This window comes from Cognatundibacterium oligocarboniphilum (assembly GCF_013377855.1).
GTDB lineage: Bacteria > Pseudomonadota > Gammaproteobacteria > Burkholderiales > Burkholderiaceae_D > Undibacterium > Undibacterium oligocarboniphilum.
The window spans coordinates 390,622-416,127 of sequence record NZ_JABXYJ010000002.1 but is presented as its reverse complement, the minus strand read 5'-3'; the positions used below and the strand labels follow the sequence as shown (position 1 = coordinate 416,127).

At 53.1% G+C, this 25,506-nt stretch carries 23 protein-coding genes; 14 read left to right on the top strand and 9 right to left on the bottom strand.

From position 1 onward, the window contains the following. Positions 1–7 precede the first annotated feature (7 nt). On the top strand, positions 8–1,153 hold the full coding sequence (locus HV832_RS04920; RefSeq protein ID WP_176802423.1) for an alginate O-acetyltransferase AlgX-related protein: 1,146 nt from the start codon (positions 8–10) through the stop codon (positions 1,151–1,153). Between the two features lie 17 nt (positions 1,154–1,170). Here the strand turns inward: HV832_RS04920 and rsgA are convergent, their stop codons facing one another. The 3 genes from rsgA to HV832_RS04905 are packed head-to-tail and all read right to left on the bottom strand — an operon-like array spanning position 1,171 to position 3,716. Continuing rightward, positions 1,171–2,076: a ribosome small subunit-dependent GTPase A gene (gene rsgA / locus HV832_RS04915; RefSeq protein ID WP_176802422.1), complete on the bottom strand. Its 906-nt coding sequence runs from the start codon at positions 2,074–2,076 to the stop codon at positions 1,171–1,173. Next, positions 2,076–2,426, bottom strand: coding sequence for a 4a-hydroxytetrahydrobiopterin dehydratase (locus tag HV832_RS04910; RefSeq protein WP_176802421.1), 351 nt, complete (start codon positions 2,424–2,426; stop codon positions 2,076–2,078). The genes rsgA and HV832_RS04910 overlap by 1 nt, the downstream gene beginning before the upstream one ends. 24 nt (positions 2,427–2,450) lie before the next feature. Beyond that, the gene (locus HV832_RS04905; RefSeq protein ID WP_176802420.1) at positions 2,451–3,716 is read right to left on the bottom strand and encodes a M48 family metallopeptidase; all 1,266 of its coding nucleotides are present in this window, start codon (positions 3,714–3,716) and stop codon (positions 2,451–2,453) included. Positions 3,717–3,755: 39 nt separating this feature from the next. Between HV832_RS04905 and orn the strand changes: the two genes are divergently transcribed. Then, positions 3,756–4,343, top strand: a complete 588-nt coding sequence (gene orn / locus HV832_RS04900) for an oligoribonuclease (protein WP_176802419.1) — start codon at positions 3,756–3,758, stop codon at positions 4,341–4,343. 136 nt (positions 4,344–4,479) lie between these two features. Here orn and HV832_RS04895 read toward each other — a convergent pair whose 3' ends face one another. Beyond that, positions 4,480–4,836 carry an FKBP-type peptidyl-prolyl cis-trans isomerase gene (locus HV832_RS04895; RefSeq protein WP_176802418.1) on the bottom strand — a complete coding sequence of 119 codons (357 nt, stop codon included), beginning with the start codon at positions 4,834–4,836 and terminating at the stop codon, positions 4,480–4,482. A 265-nt stretch (positions 4,837–5,101) separates the two neighbouring features. Between HV832_RS04895 and HV832_RS04890 the strand changes: the two genes are divergently transcribed. The 6 genes from HV832_RS04890 to HV832_RS04865 are packed head-to-tail and all read left to right on the top strand — an operon-like array spanning position 5,102 to position 10,851. Then, positions 5,102–6,076, top strand: a complete 975-nt coding sequence (locus HV832_RS04890) for a YVTN family beta-propeller repeat protein (protein WP_176802417.1) — start codon at positions 5,102–5,104, stop codon at positions 6,074–6,076. Continuing rightward, positions 6,039–6,860 (top strand): polysaccharide deacetylase family protein, encoded by an 822-nt coding sequence (locus HV832_RS04885; RefSeq protein ID WP_176802416.1) that lies wholly within the window; start codon positions 6,039–6,041, stop codon positions 6,858–6,860. Before HV832_RS04890 ends, HV832_RS04885 begins: the two co-directional genes overlap by 38 nt. Then, complete coding sequence (locus HV832_RS04880; RefSeq protein ID WP_176802415.1) at positions 6,857–7,849, top strand: sterol desaturase family protein; 993 nt, start codon at positions 6,857–6,859, stop codon at positions 7,847–7,849. The genes HV832_RS04885 and HV832_RS04880 overlap by 4 nt, the downstream gene beginning before the upstream one ends. Beyond that, the gene (locus HV832_RS04875; RefSeq protein ID WP_176802414.1) at positions 7,846–8,670 is read left to right on the top strand and encodes an EI24 domain-containing protein; all 825 of its coding nucleotides are present in this window, start codon (positions 7,846–7,848) and stop codon (positions 8,668–8,670) included. Before HV832_RS04880 ends, HV832_RS04875 begins: the two co-directional genes overlap by 4 nt. 34 nt (positions 8,671–8,704) lie before the next feature. Further along, positions 8,705–9,508, top strand: coding sequence for a competence/damage-inducible protein A (locus HV832_RS04870; protein ID WP_176802413.1), 804 nt, complete (start codon positions 8,705–8,707; stop codon positions 9,506–9,508). Continuing rightward, on the top strand, positions 9,508–10,851 hold the full coding sequence (locus HV832_RS04865) for a TAXI family TRAP transporter solute-binding subunit (protein WP_176802412.1): 1,344 nt from the start codon (positions 9,508–9,510) through the stop codon (positions 10,849–10,851). Before HV832_RS04870 ends, HV832_RS04865 begins: the two co-directional genes overlap by 1 nt. Before the next feature lie 69 nt (positions 10,852–10,920). Here the strand turns inward: HV832_RS04865 and HV832_RS04860 are convergent, their stop codons facing one another. Then, positions 10,921–12,036 carry a threonine aldolase family protein gene (locus HV832_RS04860; protein WP_244954593.1) on the bottom strand — a complete coding sequence of 372 codons (1,116 nt, stop codon included), beginning with the start codon at positions 12,034–12,036 and terminating at the stop codon, positions 10,921–10,923. A gap of 74 nt (positions 12,037–12,110) precedes the next feature. Here HV832_RS04860 and HV832_RS04855 point away from each other — a divergent pair, with 74 nt between their 5' ends. Further along, a complete protein-coding gene (locus tag HV832_RS04855) occupies positions 12,111–13,826 on the top strand; it encodes a M14 family zinc carboxypeptidase (RefSeq protein WP_176802411.1) in 1,716 nt (571 codons plus the stop codon). 156 nt (positions 13,827–13,982) lie between these two features. On the opposite strand, the gene HV832_RS04850 is transcribed toward HV832_RS04855, so the two are convergent. From HV832_RS04850 to hutC, 4 genes are all read right to left on the bottom strand, one after another. After that, a complete protein-coding gene (locus HV832_RS04850; protein ID WP_176802529.1) occupies positions 13,983–14,201 on the bottom strand; it encodes a DUF3820 family protein in 219 nt (72 codons plus the stop codon). 42 nt (positions 14,202–14,243) lie between these two features. Beyond that, positions 14,244–14,921: a DUF2242 domain-containing protein gene (locus HV832_RS04845; protein WP_176802410.1), complete on the bottom strand. Its 678-nt coding sequence runs from the start codon at positions 14,919–14,921 to the stop codon at positions 14,244–14,246. 158 nt (positions 14,922–15,079) lie between these two features. After that, positions 15,080–15,277, bottom strand: a complete 198-nt coding sequence (locus HV832_RS04840; protein ID WP_176802409.1) for a hypothetical protein — start codon at positions 15,275–15,277, stop codon at positions 15,080–15,082. A gap of 90 nt (positions 15,278–15,367) precedes the next feature. Beyond that, positions 15,368–16,078 carry a histidine utilization transcriptional repressor HutC gene (gene hutC / locus HV832_RS04835; protein ID WP_317889293.1) on the bottom strand — a complete coding sequence of 237 codons (711 nt, stop codon included), beginning with the start codon at positions 16,076–16,078 and terminating at the stop codon, positions 15,368–15,370. Between the two features lie 216 nt (positions 16,079–16,294). Between hutC and hutU the strand changes: the two genes are divergently transcribed. The 5 genes from hutU to HV832_RS04810 all read left to right on the top strand — a co-directional run bounded on the left by hutU (position 16,295) and on the right by HV832_RS04810 (position 25,459). Then, the gene (gene hutU / locus HV832_RS04830) at positions 16,295–17,998 is read left to right on the top strand and encodes a urocanate hydratase (protein WP_176802408.1); all 1,704 of its coding nucleotides are present in this window, start codon (positions 16,295–16,297) and stop codon (positions 17,996–17,998) included. 156 nt (positions 17,999–18,154) lie between these two features. After that, positions 18,155–19,696 (top strand): histidine ammonia-lyase, encoded by a 1,542-nt coding sequence (hutH, locus tag HV832_RS04825; RefSeq protein WP_176802407.1) that lies wholly within the window; start codon positions 18,155–18,157, stop codon positions 19,694–19,696. A gap of 2 nt (positions 19,697–19,698) precedes the next feature. Then, positions 19,699–20,310, top strand: a complete 612-nt coding sequence (locus tag HV832_RS04820) for a HutD/Ves family protein (protein ID WP_176802406.1) — start codon at positions 19,699–19,701, stop codon at positions 20,308–20,310. Positions 20,311–20,312: 2 nt separating this feature from the next. Beyond that, positions 20,313–21,533, top strand: a complete 1,221-nt coding sequence (hutI, locus tag HV832_RS04815; protein WP_176802527.1) for an imidazolonepropionase — start codon at positions 20,313–20,315, stop codon at positions 21,531–21,533. A 254-nt stretch (positions 21,534–21,787) separates the two neighbouring features. After that, positions 21,788–25,459 (top strand): DUF748 domain-containing protein, encoded by a 3,672-nt coding sequence (locus HV832_RS04810; RefSeq protein WP_176802405.1) that lies wholly within the window; start codon positions 21,788–21,790, stop codon positions 25,457–25,459. The last annotated feature ends 47 nt before the right edge of the window (positions 25,460–25,506 follow it).

Genomic DNA, 25,506 nt, shown 5'->3' with positions numbered 1-25,506 from the left:
GGAAAATATGAGCGAATCTTTTTCCTTTGATGCAAAAAGTGCCGGTATCTGGCGCTTCATCCCTGCCTGTGCTTTTGCGCTGATCCTGATCACCGGCCTGTGTGTCACCGTACTGTCTCTGCGGGAGGTTCCTGCCGCCAAATGGGCGGAGATGGCGTATCTGAAACCGGTTCTTCAGGGAGAATCCACACGCCGCTTCACCAGTCAGCTGAATGAGCATTTTTTGTGGAGCAAGCCGTTCGCCCGGATAGAGCGTGCCGTAAACTGGAAGATCGCCGGAGATACCGGTCCATCCGTTCGTACCGGATGTGAAGGATGGTTTTTCCTGTCGGAAGAATTGACAACCTTTGATGGCGGATCACAAAATGCCAATGCCCGCGCCTATATGGTCGGACAGGTTGCCCAGTTGCTGGAGAAAAAAAATATCCGGCTGGTGGTTGCCGTTACACCCGATAAATCCCGGATCGAGCAGCAGCATTTATGCAGCCTGCACCGGCCAGCAGGCTTCACCCAGCGAGCGCAGGACTGGATGAGTACTATCCGTTCTAGGCAGGTGGAGGTCATTGATCTGAGCGTGCCACTGACGGCATTTCATGGTGAGCGTTATTACCGGACCGATTCTCACTGGAATGAGGCTGGTGCCAATGCGGCAGCAGCAGCGATTGCTGCGCACCTGGTGCAGTTACAACTGGTTGACAAGCCTGCTCACGGCATACCGGCGGATGCGGTCAAAACCAGCATCGCAGAGCGCATGGGAGATTTGTTCCGGGTGTCTAATCTGGAAGGTCTGCCGGAATGGTGGCGGCCTGCCATTGAAAAAACGGCGACCAGCGTGGTCGCACCTGTGGTCAGCAAGAGTGATGATCTGTTTGGCGATACCGGTTTGCCGGCTGTTGCACTGATCGGCACATCATTCAGCCTGCGCGGCAATTTTGTTCCTATGCTGAGTCAGCATCTTGGTGCGCCGATTGCCAATCTGGCCAAGGATGGCGGTGATTTTGACGGCTCGGCTACCGCATATTTGCATGGCAAGATTTTTCAGCAGGAGCCGCCCAAGGTCGTGGTATGGGAAATTCCGGAACGCATGCTGCAAAAGCCGTTCAAACCGTCCGAGCGGGTCTGGCTGGAAGACCTGAAGCAGGGCCGCCTGTAACAACGCCCCTGCTGACCTCAATAGCCGATGGTTTGGGCGGATTCATGCACCAGCTGTTTAAATAGCTGGTGCCGCATTACCGTAATCTGGCCGTTGCTGACTGCCGCCAGTACGGCGCAGCCGGGCTCGGCATGATGGTGGCAATTGTAGAATTTACAGTGTCCCAGGTGAGGTATAAATTCCGGAAATGCCCGTTCCAGCATACCTTCCGTCAGATGATGCAATCCGAATTCCTGAAAGCCCGGTGAATCGATCACCAGTGAATCCTGATCCATCTGATACAGACGGGTAAATGTCGTGGTGTGTTTGCCGGTATCGAGCGCGGCGGAGATTTCCCGTGTCGCTATTTCTGCATCCGGTATCAGCAAATTGATCAGCGATGATTTCCCCATGCCTGACTGACCGATCAGGATGGTGCTCTGATGCTGCGTCAGTTGTATCAGCAAGGCGCGCGTCGCTTCAGACTCAACTCTGACCGAGACTTCGTGTACCGGATAGCCCAGGCTGGCATACAGGGCGACCCGTTCACGCGCCTTAGGCAGGGCGGCGCTGACGTCGGTTTTGTTCAGAATCAGATGTGGTTGTATGCCCGCAGATTCGGCAGCGACCAGCGCCCGTGATACCAGATCATCGCTGAAACTGGGTTCGGTGGCGACGATAATCAGCAGCCGGGTCAGGTTTGCCGCCAGCATTTTGGATTTGTATTGATCCGAGCGGTACAGCAATGTGCGGCGCGGCTGAATGGCTTCAATGACACCCTGGTCTTTTGAGGTCAGGGCAAAATCCACCAGATCACCGACTGACACATCACTTTTTTTGCCGCGGGTGACACAGTGTAGTTTGCAGGAAGCGCCATTGATTTCGGCCTGTACCAGATAATGCCGTCCGTGAGCCGCAATCACCAGACCATGTTGCAATTCCATCAGGAAAAATTCTGCTCAAACACGGCATCAACCTTGGCGGCGCAGATAAAATCATTTTCTGAAATGCCACCTTTGCCATCATTCACCGTGTGAGTGTCAAAACGGATTACGCAGCGATTGTAAGTGACAGTCAGTTCCGGGTGATGATCTTCTGCATGAATGACATAAGCGATGGCGTTGATGAATGCCAGCGTTTCGTAATAATTCTTGAACTGATAGGTTTTCACAATGCGCGGGCCATCCTGCGTCCAGCCCGGTGTGGCCGCAAAATAGTCAGCGAGAAGCGATTCCGCTAATGCCGTTTCGGTGTGTTGTGATTTACGGGACAGCAGATCATTCGTTTTGATCATGATTATTCCTTGCATGGTTACCATTTACGTTGCACGGGCGGGCAGCAGATGCTGAATCCTGACGGATGCAGGTGGGTGTGAATCATAAAATGCAGAATGCAGCGGGTCTGGGGTCAGTGTTGAGGCATTGTCTTCGTACAGCTTGACCAGTGCGCTGATCAGATCGCCGGCATTGGTATATTTCGCCGCGAACGCATCGGCTTCAAATTCATGTTTGCGCGAGCTGAGTGAACTCAGGGGCGAGAACAGAAAGGTGAATACCGGCAAGGTCAGCATAAACAGAATCAGCGCCATCGCATCATTCTTCGCCAGCAACAGAGGATCCACTCCCAGGCCGGTATAGAACCAGACTTGCTGTTTTAGATAGCCGAGCAGCGCCAGAAACGCCAGCGACAGGATAAAAATCACGGCCATCCGTTTCATGATGTGGCGCAATTTGAAATGCCCCAGTTCATGCGCCAGCACAGCTTCTACCTCTTGCGGTGCCAGGCGTGCGATCAGCGTATCGAAAAAAACAATACGCTTGGCTGCGCCAAAGCCGGAAAAATACGCATTGCCATGCGCGCTGCGCTTTGAGCCATCCATGACAAACAGTCCTTTGGATGCAAACGCGGTTCTTTTCATCAGGCCTTCAATCCGGACGCGCAGACTGTCGTCTTCCAGCGGTGTGAATTTATTGAAAAGCGGTGCAATCACACTGGGGTAAATCAGCATCATCAGGAGCTGAAAACCAGTCCAGACCAGCCATGCATAAAACCACCAGAGTTCACCCGCTTTGTCCATCAGGGTCAGCACAACCCAGATCAGCGGCAGACCGATCAGTGTGCCCAGCAATGTGCTTTTCAGCAGATCGGTAAAAAACAGTGCCGGAGTCATTTTATTGAATCCGAATTTCTGCTCTAGGACAAATTGAGAATAATAAGAAAACGGCAGCTCCAGCGCGCTGCTGATCACAGCAAAACTGACCAGTAGTGCCAACTGGTAAATCATGCCGGGACCGGTGAGTGCCAGAACATTCGCCGACAGCCATAGTAAGCCGCCAAACAGAGTGAAGCCGGTCAGTATCAGCGCATTGAAGATCAGCAGTACCAGAGACAATTTGGTTTTGGCGATCGTGTAATCGGCTGCTTTCTGATGTGCTGCCAGCGGAATACTGGCAGCAAACTGGGCGGGAACTTCTGCACGGTGTTGCAGGATATGGCGGATATGACGGGAGGCGAGCCAGAACTGTACCAGCAGCGTCAGTAGCAGAACGGTGATGAAGAAAACCGAAAAGACGTGGGAATTCATGGGAAAATGTGACATTCGTAAAAAAGCTAAGGAAGAATTATGTCACAAGCGACCGACCTGCAAACAAACAGCACTCCGCCAGCACGTCCAAACGAGATGAATCTGATCTGGGTTGATCTGGAAATGACCGGGCTGGACCCTGATAATGACCGGATTATCGAGATTGCCGTGGTGGTCACCGATTCGCAACTGAATATCCTGGCTGAAGGACCGGTCTTTGCGATCCATCAGTCCGATGAGACGCTTGATAAAATGGATGCCTGGAATAAGGGAACGCACGGACGTTCCGGTCTGATCGACAAGGTCAAGGCATCGACGATCAGTGAGGGGGATGCCGAGCTGGCCTTGATTGCTTTCCTGAAGCCGTATGTACCCGCAGGAAAATCGCCGATGTGCGGTAATTCTATTTGTCAGGATCGTCGATTTATGGCGCGCGGCATGCCGAAGCTGGAAGCATTTTTCCATTACCGGAACCTGGATGTCTCGACTCTGAAAGAATTGTGTCGCCGCTGGAAACCCGCGATCTCAACCGGCTTTAAAAAGCATCAGAAACATACCGCGCTGGCCGATATTGTCGAATCGATTGAAGAGCTGAAGTACTATCGTCAGCATTTCATTCAAGAATAATTCCCTGAAATTTTCTGAAACTCTCTGAAATATGGGGCGCAATAAAAAACGGCAGATTCTGCCGTTTTTTTATTTATGCTGCCATGAACTGGCTGTACTGCGATTCACGTTTGCAAGCTTGCCTGTTTGGAATGACTTACACGCCCAGCAGCTCGACTTCAAAAATCAGGGTTGCATTCGGCGGAATCACGCCGCCAGCGCCGCGCGGACCATAGCCCAGGCTGGAGGGAATGGTTAGGATGCGGGTGCCGCCGATTTTCATACCCTGCACGCCTTCATCCCAGCCTTTGATGACGTGACCGGCACCGAGTGGGAAGGAAAACGGGTCGTTACGGTCTTTGCTGGAATCAAATTTTTTGCCTGCCCTGCCATCCGGATTTTGCAGCCAGCCGGTGTAATGAACGACGACGTGATGGCCTGCCTGCGCTTCCGCGCCTTCGCCAACAACTTTATCTTCATATTGCAGGCCGCTGACGGTCGTGATTGTGCTCATGAAATTTCCTTTCAAATATTCAAATAAATCTTACAAAGTGGCGCAATTGTAAAACATAAGTGCCATTACAGCGGATTTTGACTGAAACTGCGATCCGCCACCACCACCTGCATCGGATGCAAAGGGATTGCTGTCACAGCGTACCGGCACCTTGATTTTTCTCAATGCCGGTAGAAATCCGGAAAAACAGTACAGCGAAACAAAGCCGGTCCTGAAGAGGCACGGTAGAATGCAGTCTTGATTTATTTATTGGCGGTTTTCTTTCATGCGTAGTCGTTTCCTGGTGGCATCTTTATTGTTGGGTTTTATTTTTCCGGCGTTCTCGGCAATGACGCAGGGCAATGTCGTGGTGGTACTGAATTCGCGGGATGCGACGGTGAGCCTGCTGGATCAGCAGACCTACAAAGAGATCAGTACTTTTCCGGTCGGTAAAGAACCGCATCACCTGATGGCGACACCGGATAATAAATCGCTGATCGTGGCAAATGCCGTTGGTGACGAACTGGTGTTCCTCGATCCTAGAACCGGACAGATCCAGCGCCGGGTCAAGGATGTGGCAGACCCTTATCAGATCGGTTTTTCTCCTGACCAAAAATGGTTTGTTTCCAATTCGCTGCGGCTGGACCGGGTTGATTTTTACCGTTTTGATGGTACTGACCTGAAAATTGTGAATCGTGTTCCCCTGGCGAAATTACCCAGTCACATGGCATTTGATGCGGCCAGCACAACGGTTTTTATTACCCAGCAGGGCAGCGATCAGGTCTCGGCAATTGATTTAGCCACGCAAAAAATCAAATGGACACTTCCGGTTGGCAAGTTGCCGGCCGGGATTGCCATGACTCCGGATGATAAATATCTGCTGGTCGGCATCATGGGCAAGGATTATGTGGAAGTGATCGACTGGCGGGCGCAGAAAACCGTCAAACGTATCAAGGCAGGCGTTGGTACACATAATTTCCGCGCTTTGGGTGACAGGCGACATATTTTCGTGTCTAACCGCACCTCCAATGAAATCAATATTCTGGATCAGCAGACACTGGAAATGGTGGGCAACATTGCCGTGCCCGGCGGTCCGGATTGTATGGAGGTCAGTGCTGACGGCAAGACTTTGTGGGCGACTCTGCGCTGGATTAAAAAAGTCGCCGTTGTCGATATTCCTTCCCGCAAAGTGATCAGACTGATTCCTGTCGGCCGTTCCCCGCATGGCGTGTTCTTTGCAAATCGTGCGCCGAATATGTAAAAAGGCGGTCGCTGCGTTATGGCTGGCCAGTGCCATCTGGCCAGTGCAACAGAGCGCGGCGGTACCGGCAACGGCTACTTCTGGCTGTCAGGGAACGGTGTACCTGACCTTTGATACCGGCAGCCAGTCACAGGCAGCTTTTATCGCGTCTGTATTACGCCGGCATCATATCCGTGCCACCTTTTTTCTCGCAAATGAAAAAACAGTGAATCAGGATTATTCGCTTGATCCCACCTGGGCTGCCTACTGGAAAAGTCTGGTGCAGGACGGGCATGCTTTTGGCACGCATACGTTTGATCATGTGTATGTAATCCGTGACCTGCCGGACGGGCGGATTCTGGTGAGGCCGCAATTCGGCGCCCACGCTGGTCAGACTCAGAGCTGGACCGCGCAGCAGTATTGCGAGGAATTACGCCGCGTCGATGAACGTTTCAGTACGCTTACCGGTCACAGGCTCGATCTCTTGTGGCGCGCACCCGGTGGCAAGTTGACGCCGGAACTGCTCAAAGCGGGTGAGGCCTGCGGTTATCGTCATGTCGGCTGGTCTCCTGCCGGATTTTCCGGCGATGAATTGTCCAGTGAAAAATTTCCCAATCCGATGTTATTAAAAAAACTGCTCGACCATCTTTCGGACGGTGATATTTTCATGGCGCATCTGGGCATCTGGTCGCGCAGGCAAGCCTGGATGCCAGAAAATCTGGAGCCGCTGATTACCGGACTGGAACAGAAAAATTTTTGTTTTGCCACATTACGTGAGCATCCTTCTTATAAGCTGAAGCAATGATGAATTTACCCGATCTACTGGCGAATCTGCAGGCATGGATTTTTGAAATGATCGTCCAGCCAGCCATGTTTTATCTCGGACTGGGCGAGTATGTGGAGGACTCATTTGAGGGCGTGGAATGGTTTGTACTGGGTGTGCTGCAATTGATCATTCTGTTGATTGTCCTGCGTCCGCTGGAGGCCTGGATTCCGGTGCATCCTGTCACGGATCGCAATGCGCGATGGAATGATTTTCTTTACACGGCGCTGCACCGGCTGGGTGGATTTGCACTGGCAGCCTTTTTTATCCTGACACCGGTGTTCGATGCAGTGACCGGCTTTCTGCATCTCGAAGGTCTGAAACCATTTAATCTGGAAGATTTATGGCCAGGTTTCCTGATGCATCCCGCGCTGCTGTTTCTGGCATATCTGATCGTGCTGGATTTTTTTGATTACTGGTATCACCGGGCGGAACATCAGTTTAACTGGTGGTGGGGTCTGCACAGCCTGCATCACAGTCAGCGTAATCTGAATCTGTGGAGCGATAACCGTAATCATTTGCTGGATGATTTGCTGCGCGGCATTTACATGGGCGTGATCGCTCTGGTGATCGGCATTGAGCCAGGACAGTATGTGCTGCTGGTCATGGCAACGCAGATGTTGCAGAGCCTGCAGCATGCCAATGTCCGCATCCACTTCGGACGCCTGGGGGAATACCTGCTGGTGTCGCCGCGCTATCATCGCCTGCATCATGCAATCGGATTGGGACATGAAGCGCATGGCAAAGGCACGCTGGGCGGACATAATTTTGCGGTCTTGTTTCCGGTCTGGGATGTCTTGTTCGGCACAGCGCTGTTCAGCAAGGAATTTGTCATGACCGGTATTCGTGATCAGTTGCCTGTACCCGAGGGTACCGCGCGCGACTATGGCAAGGGGTTCTGGTCGCAGCAGTGGCTGGGCTTACAGCGTATGCTGGGACTGGATGAGTCGGTTGCTAAGGGGGCGGAATGAATATTGCTGCAGTAGGAATCGCATGGGGGCGTGCGGTGGCGGCACAATTGCACATCCGCATGCTGCTACTGACATTCGCCCCATTTCTGGCAGCATTGCTGATCTGGAGCGTTGCCATGTGGTTTGGCCTGCAGGCGATGATCGACTATATCCAGCAGTGGTTTGCCGTGCATAACAGCTTTCAGACTGCCGGCGATGTGCTGGCGATGCTGGGCTTGTTTGCGTTCAAGGCGATGGTGGCACCGTTGGTGGCGATGTGGTTGCTGTTGCCGCTGATGGTGTTTACTGCGTTATTGTGTATTGGCTTGTTTGCGATGCCTGCGATCAGCCGGCATGTCGGTATCCGGCATTATCCGCAGCTGGAGCAGCGTCAGGGGGGTTCTTTAATAGGCAGCCTGGGGTATTCGCTGATGTCATTCATCATTTTTGCCGTGCTGTGGCTACTGACGCTGCCGCTGACCCTGTTCCCAATAGCAAGCCTGGTGATTCAGCCTTTGTTATGGGGCTGGCTGACCTATCGGGTGATGGCTTATGATGCGCTGTCGGCACATGCCGACAGGGAAGAGCGTATTGCGCTGATCCGGCAGCATCGCGGCGCTTTGCTACTGATGGGAACGATTGCCGGGCTCTTTGGCGCAGCGCCTGGCTTATTATGGCTGGGCGGTGTGTTGTCTGTGATGTTTTTACCGGTACTGGCAGGATTGGCGATCTGGCTGTATGTTCTGGTATTTGTGTTTACCGGCTTGTGGTTTCAGCATTATTGTCTGGCAGCGCTGGCTAAGATGCGGGTTCGGACCGAACCAGTGCCGCAAGCCGCCTGACGATGTACAAGCTATCTGACTCTGGAGAATGTGGATGGGAATCGGTTTAATCATTATCGGTGACGAGATATTGTCCGGAAAACGACAGGACAAGCATTTGCCGCAGGTGATCGCTACTTTGCATGAGCGTGGATTGCAGCTGGACTGGGCCGAGTATGTCGGCGATGACCGGGATCGCATCACGGCGGTGTTGAAACGCAGCTTTGCCAGTAGCGATATCGTGTTTTCGACCGGCGGCATTGGTGCCACGCCGGATGACCATACCCGGCAGTGTGCGGCGACTGCGCTGAATTTGCCATTACAGTTGCATCCTGAAGCGAAGCTGCTGATACAGCAGCGTATTCTGGATATGGCTGCCGAAGCCGGCAAGACGACTGATCTGAACAGTGAGGATAACCGGCAGCGTCTGAAAATGGGTGAGTTTCCGCTGGGGGCCGAGCTGATTCCGAATCCCTATAACAAAATTCCGGGTTTTGCCATTTCCAGTCATTATTTTGTCCCCGGATTTCCGGTCATGGCCTGGCCCATGATCGCCTGGGTACTGGACACGCATTATGCTCATCTGTTTCATCAGCAACAGCGTGCCGAAAAATCGGTGCTGGTTTATGAAGGTATTGAGTCTGTTCTGACACCGCTGATGGAAGCGCTGGAAGCGGAATTTCCACTGATTAAAGTATTCAGCCTGCCGAGTGTCGGCAGCGCCACGCAACGGCGTCATATCGAGCTGGGTGTCAAAGGAGAACCGGCACAGATCGAGGCAGCCTTTGTCAAAATGTGTGCAGGGCTGGATCAGCTGGGTTCAGAATATGTTCCGGTTAGCTTGCCGGCAGCGGACTGATGCAGAAGATTAAATTCACGTTGTTTTCCCTGCGTGACCTGATCGTGGCGTTTGGCCCGGTGACGCTGATGGTGCTGATCGTTGGCGGCCTCGGTCTCTGGCTGGTTGATCCGGCGCCATCGCGTGTGGTTGATATGTCTACCGGGCCGGAGAACAGCGGCTACGAACGTCTGGCAAAACGCTATGCCGAAGAGCTGGCAAAAAATCAGATTACCCTGCGCTTTCATACTTCTCAGGGGTCGAGTCAGAATCTGGAGCGCATCAGCGATCCGGATTCGGAAATTGAAGTCGGATTTGTACGCAGCGGTTCAACTGATCCGGTACAGGCGTCAGATAAAGGGCTGGTTTCTCTGGGTAGTTTGTTTTACGAACCGATCTGGATTTTTTATCGTGATAAAAAAGAGCTGACGACCATCAGCCAGTTTCGCGGAAAACGCATCAATATCGGTGCCGAAGGCACCGGCGTGCGGCGTATCTTTGAACAGATACTCTCTGTTAACAGCATGAGTCCGGAAGACGTCAGCCTGCAGCGACTCGAAGATACGCCGGCAACGATGGCGTTTCTGGATGGGAAAATGGATGTGCTGGTGTTCAGTACGGCCAGCGATGCGCCGCTGGTGCAGATGCTGTTGCAGACACCGGGAGTCCGGCTGTTTGATTTTGTCCAGGCTGAAGCATATACCCGGCGCTTCCCTTACCTGTCACAGGTGGTGCTGCCACGCGGGATTGTCGATATCGGACTGGATATTCCTTCGCGCGACTATCACCTGATTTCACCCACTGCCACGCTGGTGGCGCATGAAAGCCTGCACCCGGCACTGATGGGACAATTACTGCAGGCAGCGCAGCGAATTCACAGCAAAGCAGACTGGCTGAGTCGGCAGGGAGAATTTCCTTCCGATCGCTATACCGAAATTCCGGTGGCTGCGGAAGCTGAAAAATTTTATAAAAACGGCCCACCGGTATTGCAGCGTTATCTCTCGTTCTGGATGGCGAATTTTGTAGAGCGTATGTGGGTGGTGCTGGTGGCGCTGGGCGCTTTATTGCTGCCGTTGTCAAAAATTATTCCACCGCTGTATGTCTGGCGTATCCGTTCCCGTATTTATCGCTGGTATGGCCAGCTCAGAACGGTCGAACAAGTGATTGATCATCTGAATCCGGAAGACAAGATCCCTGTGCTGGAAAGGCAATTGCGCCGACTGGACGAGATTGAAAACAAGGTCAATCACATCAGCGTACCCTTGTCTTATGCTGAGGAATTATACGGCTTGCGCAGCCATATCCACTTTGTACGCAACCGGGTGCAGAGTCTGCTTGTCCAGCAGGGTGTGCAGAACCCGTGAGGTATTCTGCGGACCAGCAGAATACTACCGGTTCCTGTGCGTGATGTACCCGCGTTACCGACTCCGGTATCAGAAATTACGTTGCTGCATGCCTGACCGCAACTGGTCCAGCCCTTGCCGGATCACTGTATCGCTCAGGTGCAATAACTGATCTCCGACATACCATTCAAACATACTGCGATTGGGCAGGCTTGCGTGCACTGCCTGATTGAACAACCAGATACCTTGTTCCGCCGCAATCTGATTGCGCAAATGGATTGCCGTATCTTTATCCATCGGGAGATGCAGATGAAACATGTTCACCTGTGGTGTAGCCGGGTTGGTTTGGAACTCTGGATAGTTCTGCAAAATTCTGAATACATCCCTGGTTCTGGCAAGGTAGGCGGGCATTTGTGCCAGTTGCTGATCAAACTGCATTGCCGCAGCGACGACATAAGGGGTGCGCCGGAACACATTTCCTCCTTGCCGGTGCATCCAGACTCTGGCTTTGGCGATCAGGTTTTTATTCCCCAGCAGCATGGCACCGCCCATACCACCTATTCCTTTGTAAAACGACACATAAACGCTGTCAAAACCGGCGGCAATCTCCTGCAGACTCTTGTTCAGGCCGGCACTGGCTTCCCATAACCGGGCGCCATCCATGTGCAGATGAATATTCTGTGTATGGCAATAGGATTTGATGGCTTCCAGGCTGTCCCAGTCCGGAAGTTGTCCGCCGATTTCGCGCATGGGCAATTCATATTGGGCAGCAGCGATTTTTTCAGGTTGTTTCTGTAAATCTGCAACATCCCACGGACGGTGCGGGTTGCCAATTTGCAGTGCGGTGAAATGGTCAAGTGCCTGAAAATTACTGCGTTCATGCAGCAAGATATGCGAGGTCGGATGCAAGGCGACCAGCGGGCTGCCACGTTCGGTACAGGCCAACCTTAAAGCAGTTACCTGTGCCAGCGTACCGGTCATACAGAACACCGCAGCCTCCATTCCCAGCAGTGAGGCGATCTTCGCTTCAAATTTCTGAACGAATTCACCTTCCCCATACACATCGTGCTGAATTTGCTGTTGCTCGCACCATTGCGCCATTCTGGAAAAACTGTCTGCCGGACTGAGCAGCGCATGGCCGGAGAAAATACTGTGGCAGGATTGTTTTAATTGCAGTAATTCGACATCCGTCATGTCGCGCTCCATAAATCATTATCCCGTGCAGTATGCCATGGGATATCAGCTAAAATCTCTACTTCTTTATTCCATGCGATATTCTCATGATCACTCCGACTTCTCATCCGTCGCTGCTCACACCGTATGAATCCGGCAACCAGAATCAGACCACGACCTGGGTTGAGTGCATTGATTTTTACCAGAGACTCGCTGAGCAGTTTCCCCGGATACTGCACTTCGCCGTGATCGGCCATACGGATGCCGGCAGACCGTTGCATGCCGGTATCGTGACCGCAGATGGCGTGTTTGACCGTGAGCAAATACTACGGGAAGGGCGTCCGGTATTTTTTAATAATAACGGCATTCATCCAGGCGAACCGGAGGGTGTCGACGCCTGTATGGCGCTGGTGCGCGATTTTTGCACGCAGCCAGAACGGCTGGCAGCTCTGGGAAAAACAGTCTTTCTGTTTATTCCGCTGTATAACGTCGATGGTAGCCTGAATCGCCAGAATACTTCCCGCGTGAATCAGGACGGCCCTGAATCTTTTGGCTTTCGCGGCAACAGCCTGCATCTGGATCTGAACCGGGATTTCATCAAATGCGATAGCCTGAACGCACAGGTATTCAACCGGTTTTTCAGCTACTGGAGCCCGGACGTGATGGTGGATACACACACTTCCAACGGTGCCGATTACCAGTACACCATGACCCTGATTCAGACCCAGACCGATAAACTCGGAAATGGTCTTGGCCCTTATCTGAGTGATGTGATGCTGCCGGAGATTTATGCCGGAATGGTGCAGCGCGGCTGGCCAACCTGTCCGTATGTGAACCCGATCAGTGATATTCCCGATCACGGCATTGAAGATTTTCTCGAAACGCCGCGTTTTTCTACCGGATATGCCGCCTTGCATCACACGATCGGTTTCATGCCTGAAACGCACATGCTCAAACCATTTGCTGACCGCTATGCGTCGATGCGGGCGCTGGTGGAAACGGTGCTTGAGCTGACTGTCAGAAATGCTGCAGATATTCAGCGTTTGCGCCAGCAGGCACGCGCCGCCACACGCGCTCATCAGGAAGTTACCGTCAGCTGGAAATCCGACCGGAATCAGCCATCCCGTTTCCTGTTCAGAGGTTATCAGGCTGTGTACCACCCGAGTCAGATCGGCAGCTACACCCGTTTGTCTTATGACCGGCATCAGCCCTGGGAAAAAGAGATTCCTTACTTTAATCGTTTTGTTGCTGATATCACGGTTCAGCAGCCGCAGGCTTATCTGCTGCCGCAGGCATGGCGCCATGTCATTGAACGGTTGCAATGGAACGGCGTTCAGATGGAGCGTCTTGAAAACTCACGCACGATACAGGTCGAAATTTACCGGATTCAGTCGGTGCAGTCGCGTTCAGGTGCGTATGAGGGGCATTTGTTTCATGAACAGATCCAAATGGCAACCAGCAGCGAGACCGTTCTCGCCGAAGCCGGGGATTATCTGATCCGACTGGACCAGCCACAGGCGCGTTATGTCATCGAAACGCTGGAGCCGCAGGCGCATGACAGTTTTTTCCGCTGGGGATTTTTCAACAGCGTACTCGAAAAGAAAGAACACTACTCGGACTACGTGTTCGAAGACACTGCAGCAGAAATCTTGCGTGATGAGCCGGATACCCGCGCAGCCTTTGAACAGTGGAAACTGGATAATCCGGCATTGTTGACCCGGCAGAATGCCGTTCTGGATTTTATTTTTTCGCATTGCCAGCGTTTCAGAGAGCCGGAATGGTTGCGTTATCCGGTGTTTCGTATCATGAAACATCAGGCCTGAAAGATGATCCATATTCAGTCTTAAACTCAACGACTGGATTCAGTCGTCCGAATAACAGGCAGCCTGCGAGATTTCAGGCAAGATTGACGTCGTGTTAGCACTGGCATACTACCTTATGGTGCACACGGTTAAAAGACGGGATCGGATACTGAACGATTATTTTTCCATGCGGCGTAACGGCAGCAGCAGACTGCGCAGATCATTGTGATCGATCTCGTACATCAGTTCCAGCAGACGGCCGATTTCACCTTTGGGAAAACCCTGGCGGGCAAACCATCCGAGGTAATGCCCGGGTAAATCGACCATCAGTTTCCCCTGATATTTGCCATAAGGCATTTTCAACTCCAGCAGGCGCTGCAGATCATCGCTTTGCATCGGCTTACCGAACGGTTTGTGCAGATCGTTCATGCAGGTCGTCTATTGAGCGACATCATTTTTTCGTGCTGTGCCGGTGTCCGTTTTTTCAGGATTGGCAGATACGGTTTTCGCATTGCTGACATTGTTTGCATTGGTAGCGGCAGGTGTTTCGGGGCTGCCTTCTTTTTTGCTGCTGTCTGTATCGGCGGGAATCTGGCTTACGTCCAGATAGCGCTCTACAAGGTCAAAAAACTGGTTATAAAACTGACCGGTTGGTATCGTTTCACTCGCGACTTTGACCAGCGCATCATCTGTTGAGCCGAACGGCAGCGAGACTGAGCCAATGGCGCTGACGCCGATGCTGGCGGAAGTATTACTTTTCTTGAGCGAGTAACGGTCGCGCACGGCATTGGCAAACACGGTAGTGCTGTTGCTGCCCTGGCTATTGGCAACGCAAACGACATTGAATTCAATTTCCGCATGGACTTCTGCATCATGCTGGTATTTGCGGCGACCCTTGATAATCGCGGGCTTCCAGTCGTTGATAACATAGCCCTGACTCAATAGCGCACGCCGTGCCGCTTCACAGGCGGATTGTTCTGTACCGGGAAAGCTGCGTGTAAACACGCCGCTTTCTCCGAATTCCTCATGCTGCAGGGCTGACTGAGGGCGAGTGGTACTGCAGCCGGCACACAGCAAGGCCAGTAACAACGGGAGATACAATAGTCGACGGCTCATTTTTTGACTGAATGTTCAATACGAATTGGTCTGATTATTTGACTGAGGCGGGTAATCACGCTGAGCAGAAATAAGGTTTTGCCAGTGAATTGCGAGGACAGTAAAGATACCTGCAGTTCATTGCGGGAAGTGGCTGTCATCCGGTCAGTTTTACCGGATCAGGCCAGTGCTTCCTTCGCAGCCTCTTCCGGCGTCAGCCCATCGAAAAACAGATCGGTGAACCATTCGATTTGTTCTTCGATATGTGTCTGTGCCTGATCGCGGGTAGCACCGCCGGCGACTAAAAAACCTTCGACATCCGTACACCAGGCGATCAGTGCTTCTGTTTCAGGATCAAGATCATTCTTTTTGGCCATGGCGTATCCTTTTCTGAAGTTGCAGCACGTATTTTAGCGTGCCGGAGAACAAGGTGCTGTGACAAGCCTGTTACCGGCATTTTCCTGAGATTAAAAACTACCGGCGAACTGGTAATGTCTGCCGGGATGCCACATCGTCACACTGGTGGCGATTTTTCCTTGCGAACGTGTTTTTCGCCTTAATACCAGGCAGGCTTCCTTGATGGAAATATGCAGCATGTCGGCAATCTGTTTCGGCGGCAGTGTAGCTTCGATCAGATAATCCACACCCTGCAGCGGCGCGACGGCGACCAGATATTCATTCGGTGTCATTTTGCTGAAATCCTGCGCGAGGTAATCCGGCGTCACGCTGGAGTTGACCCAGCGGTCCTCTACCTGTATTGCCACGTCATTTTCAAAGTGAACGATCACCGAATGAAACAGCCGGTGTCCGGGTTTGACCAGAAATTCTGCCGCCAGCTGCTCATTGGCGGGACTTTCGCTCAACTCGTGCAATTCGCTCCGATGAACATGTCCGCGTGAACGGATTTCGTCGGCAATGCTTTTGATCTCTACTAAGGTTGCCTGATATTTTTGTTGTGCAACATAGGTGCCGGAGCCCTGAATCCGGTTCAGAATTTGTTCACTGGTCAGCTCCCGCACGGCGCGGTTGACGGTCATGCGTGACACTGAAAATTGCTCTGCAAGCATAGCTTCCGAAGGAATCGCCTGACCTTCTTTCCAGGTGCCGGACTGGATTTCGCGCAACAAATAATCTTTGATCGTCTGAAAGGCGGGGGCGCTGGCTTGGGAGGTAGACACGTGATTCCTGCTGAAATAAATAAATTCTGAAACTGACTTACAAGGAGATATGAGTGAGCACAGCATGATTTTCTGCTTGTGCGCATTTCCGTATTGTCGCATGTAAATTCTGCTTGCAAAAGTTGTATATACAACTTAAACTGATCGCACAATAAATCACGGCCATGCTCAGCGGTCGGCTGAGACCGGACATTTCACCCTGACAGGAGACAATTCATGACGACCCAATTGCAAAACGATCCACGCTGGGATGCCAGCCGAGTTATTCACGCACCGCAGGGTGCTGAGAAGGTCTGTAAAACCTGGGTGGCCGAGGCCGCCTATCGCATGATACAAAACAACCTGGACCCGGCTGTCGCTGAAAACCCCAGGCATCTGGTGGTGTACGGCGGCATAGGCCGTGCGGCACGCAACTGGGAATGCTATGACCAGATCCTCGCTTCGCTGAAAGCGCTGGAAGCCAATGAAACCCTGCTGATACAGTCCGGCAAACCGGTAGGTGTATTCCAGACGCATGAAGATGCACCACGCGTGCTGATCGCCAATTCCAATTTGGTACCGAAATGGGCCAACTGGGAGCACTTCAATGAACTCGACCGCAAAGGTTTGTTCATGTACGGTCAGATGACCGCGGGCAGCTGGATTTACATCGGTACCCAGGGCATCGTGCAGGGCACTTATGAAACTTTCGCCGAAGCCGGGCGCCAGCATTACAATGGTGACTGGGGCGGGCGCTGGATACTGACTGCCGGTCTCGGCGGCATGGGCGGCGCGCAGCCATTGGCGGCCAGTTTTGCCGGGGCAGTGTCACTGAATATCGAATGTCAGCAAAGCAGTATCGACTTCCGTCTGCGTACCCGCTATGTCGATAAACAAGCTCACGACCTCGATGATGCACTGGCGCTGATACAGCAGCATTGCGCACGTAAAGAAGCGGTTTCCATCGCCTTGCTCGGCAATGCGGCTGAAATCCTGCCAGAGCTGGTCAAGCGCGCCAAAGCGGGCGGCATGAAACCGGATCTGGTGACTGACCAGACTTCGGCCCATGATCTGATAAATGGTTACCTGCCGATAGGCTGGAGCGTGGAGCAGTGGAAAACTGCTCAGCAAGACCCGGCGCAACACGCGAAGCTGACTGCCGATGCGGCGCAGGCTTGTGCCGTGCATGTACAGGCCATGCTGGATTTCCATGCGATGGGCATACCTACTGTCGACTACGGTAATAATATCCGTCAGGTCGCGTTCGATACCGGCGTCAACAATGCCTTCGATTTTCCCGGCTTTGTGCCAGCGTATATCCGTCCGCTGTTTTGTGATGGAAAAGGCCCGTTCCGCTGGGTGGCTTTGTCGGGGGACCCGGAAGACATCCGTAAAACCGATGCCAAAATCAAGGAATTATTCCCACACAATAAAGGCGTGCATCAATGGCTGGACATGGCGGGTGAACGTATCGCCTTCCAGGGCTTGCCGGCACGTATCTGCTGGCTGGGGCTGGGCGAGCGTCATATCGCCGGGTTAGCATTCAATGAAATGGTCAAAAACGGCGAACTCAAAGCGCCGATCGTGATTGGCCGCGATCACCTCGACACTGGCTCAGTATCCAGCCCGAATCGCGAAACCGAGGGCATGAAAGACGGTACTGATGCCGTCTCTGACTGGCCTTTGCTGAATGCCTTGCTGAACACTGCCGGTGGCGCCAGCTGGGTCTCTTTGCATCATGGCGGTGGTGTGGGCATGGGCTACTCCCAGCATTCCGGTATGGTGATTGTGGCTGACGGTACGGATGCTGCCGCGAAGCGTCTGGCACGCGTGCTGGTCAATGATTGCGGTTCCGGTGTGATGCGTCATGCCGATGCAGGCTATGAACAGGCAGTCGCCTGCGCCAAGCGCGAAGGCTTGAATTTGCCGATGATTAAATAAGCTGCACTGCACATAGTCGTCCCGGCTTGTCGGTGTCTCCATTGCTGCGCCGGGACAAATTTTTGTCGCTTTAAAAGATAAATTAACTGTTACTCTGATACCGGATGTCGCTGCAGTTCAGCGTCCGGCCTGACAGATGAAAAAGAGAGAATAAGCATGACCACCTGTTTTGAAATTCAACCGGGCCAATTCAGCCTGTCCGATTTACGCGAGGTCTGGAGCCAGCCGCAAACCCTGAAACTGGCACCGTCCGCCTATGCGGCGATCAATGCGTCCGCAGATACGATCAGCCAGATCGTCGCCAAAGGCGATGCGGCATACGGTATCAATACCGGCTTTGGCAAACTGGCTAAGACCCGCATACCGGATGAACAGCTGGAACTGTTGCAGCGTAATCTGATTTTGTCGCATTCTGTCGGTTCCGGTGAACTGATTTCTGATGAAGTGGTGCGCCTGATTCTAGCCATGAAAATCGCCAGCCTGGCACGTGGTGTGTCCGGCATTCGTGCCTCGGTGATCGACAGCATGATCGCGATGGTTAACGCTGGCATCATGCCGGCCATACCGGTCAAGGGCTCGGTCGGTGCTTCGGGTGATCTGGCACCTTTGTCACATATGACGCTGGCGCTGCTGGGTGAGGGCGAAGTGCGGGTCAACGGGCAATTGCAAGCTGCACGTGAAGCGCTGGCGGCTGCTGGTATTACGCCGGTGGTGCTGGCCGCAAAAGAAGGTCTGGCGCTGATTAACGGTACCCAGGTATCGACTGCGCTAGCTCTACATGGACTGTTTTTGGCAGAGCGTCTGCTGGAAGCGGCGACCATTACCGGTGCTTTGTCAGTTGACGCCGCTAAAGGCAGCGATGCACCGTTTGACGCACGTATTCATACCAGCCGTGGTCAGCCTGGCCAGATCGCGACCGCTGCGATTTACCGTTCGCTGTTGGCCGGCAGTGAAATCCGCCAGTCGCATCTGGTCAATGACGAGCGCGTGCAAGACCCATATTGCCTGCGCTGCCAGCCTCAGGTCATGGGTGCCTGTCTGGATATCATCAATAATGCGGCACGTACTTTGCTGATTGAAGCCAATGCGGTGACCGATAATCCGCTGGTGTTTGTCGAAACTGGTGAAGTCATTTCCGGCGGTAATTTCCACGCTGAACCTGTCGCGTTTGCGGCGGATACGCTGGCACTCGCGATTGCGGAAATCGGCTCGATTTCCGAGCGTCGTATCGCACTGCTGATCGATGCGTCTATCTCCGGTCTGCCACCTTTTCTGGTGCCATCTTCGGGTCTGAATTCCGGTTTCATGATTGCGCATGTGACCGCTGCTGCGCTGGCTTCGGAAAACAAATCGCACGCCCATCCATCCAGTGTCGATACGATTCCGACTTCGGCTAACCAGGAAGATCACGTCAGTATGGCGACCTATGGTGCGCGCCGTTTGCATGAAATGGCGCATAATACGGCGACCATCGTTGGAATTGAATTGCTGGCCGCGGCGCAGGGCGTGGATTTTCATGCGCCGCTGAAGACCTCTGCACTGCTGGGTAGTGTGCATCAGATACTGCGTGAGCAGGTCAGCTTTTACGACAAAGACCGTTTCTTTGCGCCGGATATTGCTGCTGCCAAAGCACTGGTGCTGGACGGGGCGCTCAGCGTCGGGCACAGTCATTTATTTCAACCGCTTTATCAGGACTGAATATGGCATTGACGCACCGCTGGCATACCGCAGACTATCAGACCATGCCGTGGAAAAATGGCGGCGGTATCACGACTGAACTGGCAATCTTTCCGGCCGGTGCGACTCTGGGTCATTTTATCTGGCGGCTCAGTACCGCCAGTGTGCATGCCGATGGCCCATTCTCTCATTTTCCGCAAATTGACCGCAGCCTCGCCGTGCTGGAAGGCGCCGGACTGGTTTTACATGACGATGACCCGACGGTTCCGCCTGTGCAATTGACGACGGACAGTACGCCGTACCGTTTTCTGGGCGAATCATCCATCAGCGCTTCGCTGCTGGATGGACAAATCCTTGATCTGAACATGATGACGCACCGTGCCGTGTGTTCGCATTTCATGCGTCAGCTTACTGCCGGTCAGCACGACATTGATGCTGCCGATGCCCAGCAGGTATTGCTGTACTGTGTGTCTGGCCAGGCAACGCTGGGGCAGGGACACACCATGTCACCGGGTGATTTATGTCAATTTGAAGAAGAAAGAGATGGTCGTGGCGCGCAGTTCCAATGCAACGCTACGGAAGATACCCTGCTGTACCTGATCACCCTCCATTTCCTGAACCGGGGTCAAAGCTGATGATGGTGTGGGATAGTTTATGGACCAATGTCCATCTTGCGACAATGCGCCGGGGGGATGGTGGCTCGTATGGAGAAATACAGGACGGCGCACTGGCAATCCGCGATGGCAGAATCGCCTGGATTGGGCGTCGTGCAGAATTGCCTCAGGATTACCGCGTCAAACAGCACCACGATGGCGGCGGCGGCTGGATAACGCCGGGACTGATCGATTGCCATACGCATCTGGTATATGGTGGTAATCGTAGCAATGAATTTGAGGCGCGCCTGAATGGCGTTTCGTATGAAGAGATCGCCCGGCAAGGCGGCGGGATTTTATCGACAGTACGGGCAACACGTGCTGCCAGCGAAGAGGAATTATTGACTGCAGCATTGCCACGCCTGCGCGCGTTGCTGGCAGAAGGTGTCACAACGCTGGAGATCAAGTCCGGGTACGGGCTGGATCTGGAGACGGAAGCCCGGATTCTGCGGGTTGCGCGGCGTATCGGACGCGAGTTTCCGGTGCGTGTCAGAACGACCTTTCTGGGGGCGCATGCCTTGCCGCCCGAATATGCGGGCCGTGCGGATGACTATATCCGTGAGGTTTGTGAAGTCATGCTGCCCGCCCTGCTCGGTGAAGAGCTGGTAGACGCGGTCGATGTTTTTTGCGAAAAAATCGGTTTTACTCCGGCGCAAACCGAGCGTGTTTTTTTTGCAGCACAGGCAGCAGGCATCCCCGTCAAACTGCATGCAGAGCAATTGTCCGATCAGGGCGGTGCGGCATTGGTTGCGCGTTTCCGGGGTTTATCTGCCGATCATCTGGAATATTTGTCGGCGGATGGCATCAGCGCCATGGCAGCGCATGGCACGGTTGCAGTGCTGTTGCCCGGTGCTTTTTACTTTTTGCGGGAAACCGTGCTGCCTCCGGTCGCCGCATTGCGTGCGGCCGGTGTTTCGATGGCGCTGGCGACCGACTGCAACCCCGGAACCTCGCCATTGACCTCCCTGCTGCTGACCATGAACATGGGGTGTACCTTATTTCGCATGACACCGCTGGAAGCTTTGCAGGGCGTGACTTGCCACGCAGCGCAGGCGCTTGACCTGCAGCAGGAAGCCGGTACGCTGGAAACCGGTCAGGCCGCCGATTTCGTGGTGTGGGACATTACCCGGCTTGCTGATCTGGCATACCACATCGGCGCTAACCCCGCGCGTCACATCGTCTTTGCCGGCCAGCCCCGGCTGTAAACCCGCAGATTTTTCGGATTTCAGACGATATCTGCAAGCCTGGCGACCTCATCCGGGCGGTTGTCTTGTTTTTTATCTCATGCCAGCGACGTATAATGTGAGTGTGCTTGTGCATCGCAGAAGCAACGTACGGCAAAACCGAACCGTATTTGGAAATATCAACAGACAAGCGGCCGTTATCCGGCTGGCAGAGCTGTCCGGTGTGATGGCCGTTCTGCGCTTGTCATGTGTTTTTACTCAGGCAGAGGCATATCGTGACCACATCCGCAACACAGACACCAGAGCCGGTTCCGCGCAGATACCCGACTGGCAGGGCGGGTCGCTATGTTTTCAGTCTTGCTGGTATCTTTCTGTTGCTGGCTGCTCTGAGCTGGCTGTTTTTACCGGGATATGTGCAGCGTCTGGCGACTGAGCAGGTGCAGCAGCAGACCGGACGCAAACTGGAAATCGGGGCAGCACATTTTTCCCCCTTCACACTGGCATTGATGCTGGAGCAGGTGCGATTACTGGAAACCGACGGAAAGACACCGGCGCTGACCCTGAACAGCCTGAAACTGAATCTCTCGCTAAGTTCGCTGCTTCATCAGGCACTGGTTCTCGATGAACTGCAACTGGATACACCGGTACTGCATCTGGTGCGCCAAACGGCAGTGCCGCATGGCAGGTACAATTTCAGCGATATGCTGGACAAAGTTGCAGCCACGCCTTCCAGTGGCGCGCCGCTGCGTTTTTCTGTGTCGAATATACAAGTCCAGCACGGTATGGTTGTGCTCGATGATGCGGTTCAACAGCATCAGTTCAAAATTGAAAATCTTGATATCGGCGTTCCGTTTATTTCCAATTTTCCGAAAGCGGTCAGCAGTTTTGTGGAACCCCGGTTGTCAGCACGGATCAATGGTGCGCCATTTGTGCTGAAGGCCAGATCCAGGCCGTTTACCGAGCAATTGGAAACCAGTCTTGCGATTGATCTCGAACAATTTGATATCACTCCATTTCTCGGGTATATCCCGGTTGCTTTGCCACTGCAAATCGCCAGTACCAAGATCAGTAGCAAGCTTGATCTCAGCTTCAGCCGCAAAAAACAGCAGCCGGCAATCCTGCTCTCAGGTGATCTGCAGTTACAGGATGTGGCGCTGAATGACCTGCATTCCCAGCCTTTGTTGAAAATGGCGGATTTACAGGCAAAAATCAAACAGTTCAATCTGCTGACCGCTACTACCGAGTTGCAGCAACTGAGCCTGTCTGCCCCGCAGGTCTGGGTCAGCCTCGATCCGAAACAAGGGCTGAACTGGGCGCATCTGCAAACCCCTTCCAGCGCACCTCACAAGACAGCCGAAAAAAATCCGGCACCAGCTACTGCATTACCACTGGTGCTGGTGCATCAGTTACAGCTGAAGCAGGGGCAGGTTCATTTCTCGGATGCCGTATATGCGCATCCGGCACAGAAACTGGATTTCACAGAAATCGTCTTACAGGCGCAGAATATCTCGACCGCCAAAGAAGCTGCGCCCTCGCCGTTCAAACTGAGTGTTAATGGCGCAGCCGATGAAAAGCTCCAATTTGATGGCGAGCTGCAAGCATCCGCCACTTCACTGAATGGTCGTCTGGAGCTGGCCGCACTGTCGCTGGAGCATTATCAGGCATGGCTGAATCCTTACCTGAATGCGAAGCTGTCGGCAAAACTCGATGCCAGCTCCCAAATTCATCTGAATCAGGAACAGTGGCAGTTGCAGGATGTTTCGTTGCGCCTCAGCGATTTCCTGGTCAAGGGAAAAGCAGAAGATGGCAGTGCCGGATTGCACTCCCTGGCAATCGATAAAATGCAGCTGGATAGTGTTAGCAGGCGCATCCAGCTTGATTCTGTGGCGCTGGGCGGCATGGCGCTCGATATCCGCCGCAATCAGGCTTCTGTGTTTGGTGTACAGAACTGGTTGCGCAGTTCCTCCTCTGCGCGGTCAGCGTCTGTTGCGACTGGACCGGCAGGAAAAAACAATCCGTGGAAAATCAATATCGGTAATGCCGCGCTGAAAAACAGCGACATCCGTTTTGGCGACCAGTCGGTCAGCCCGGCGGTGAAACTCAACCTCACCGGCATCGATATGGATGTCGCTCAGTTCAGCAGCGACTTGTCACGTCAGGCACAATTTCACTGGCAGTCCCGGTTGAACCGGAAAGGTCGGCTTGACCTGAAGGGCAACGTCTTTCCGGCATTGCGGCAGATCGGCGTCACGCTGGCAGCGGATAATTTGCCGGTGGCGACGCTGTATCCCTATTTTTCTCAATTCCTGAATGTGGAAATTACACAGGGGGTTGCCAGCGCCAAAGGCAAACTGACAATAAATAACCTCCTCGATTCCGGGCCCCAGATTGCATATGACGGCAATCTGAATCTGAATGATTTCCAGATTTTTGAAAATGGGTCAGACGATGATTTTCTGGAGTGGAAAAATATCGGACTGGAAGGCATACGCGCCAGACTGGGCATGGCACCACCAACCGTCAGTATCGGCAAGCTGGGACTGAATCATTTCTTTGCCAAAGCCGTGCTGTCGGATCAGGGAAAATTAAATCTGCAGAATATTCTCGCCATTAAAAAGAGTGATGCAGCGCCCACTGCCGCACCGGTAGGAACGGTAACGTCGACCTCAGCGCCAGTCGCCACACCTGTCACAGCAAGCGTGGTAGCGGGAGTGGCAGCAGCTTCTGCAACGGTAGCGAACGCCGGTAGCGACAAGCCGGTTATCCGTATCGCGCAGACGGTTTTCCGCGACGGAAATGTGAATTTCACCGATAACTTTATCAAGCCGAATTATCACGCAAACCTGACCGGTATCAGCGGTAATATCGGCATGCTTGCATCGGATGATCCGCAGGCCGCGACGCTGGAACTGAATGGAAAAATCGATGACGATGCGCCGGTGCTGATTTCGGGGTCGCTTAATCCGTTGTCTACACCAGTTTCACTGGATATCAAAGGCAGTGCGAATGGGATCGAACTGACCCGTCTGACCCCCTATGCCACCAAGTACGCCGGTTATCCGATTGAAAAAGGTAAGCTGTCGATGCAGGTCAGCTACACAATCGACCATCAGCAGCTCAAAGCTGAAAATAACATCGTGCTGGATCAGCTGACATTTGGCGAAAAAGTCGATAGCCCGACAGCCACCAGGTTGCCGGTGATGCTGGCGGTGGCGCTATTACGGGATAACGATGGCAAAATCAATATCAATCTGCCGATTTCAGGTTCCTTGTCTGATCCGCAGTTTTCTGTCGGCGGTATTATTTTCAAAGTATTTATCAATCTGATCACCAAGGCCATCACATCACCATTTGCTTTGCTGGGGTCTTTGTTTGGCGGTGGCGAGCAACTGGCTTATCTGGAATTCCCCCCCGGGATTGCTGAACTGGCACCGGCAGGCAAGGAAAAACTCGATACCCTGGTCAAGGCGCTCAAAAAGCGTGACAGCTTAAGGCTGGATATTATTGGCCGGGTAGAGCAGATCTCGGATACTGAAGGTCTGCGCAGACAGGTTCTGGAAAATCGTCTGCGCGAAGCGAAAGTGCGTGACCTGAACAAAAAAGACCGTCGTGCCAAAACAGAAGGCGTGATCGTGACAGACGATGAACGGGCAAAATACGTGCAGACTGTTTATGATGCCGAAAAATTTTCTAAACCCCGGAATATGATTGGGCTTGCCAAAACCTTACCAACCAAAGAAGCAGAGGCGCTGATTTTGCAAAATATTAAAATCAACCCAGAAGATTTGCGGTTGCTGGCGCAAAAGCGTGCTGATCTGGTGCGTGATTATCTGGAGGATGTGGGCGAGATAAATCGTGAGCGCCTGTTCCTGATTGCGCCGAGAATGAATGCCGATGGCATCAAGGATCAAGGGGCTCCAAACCGGGTGGATTTCTCGCTCAGGTAGCCAGATTGCTGTGGCAGGAAGATCAAAATTTTGTATTGTTGGCTACT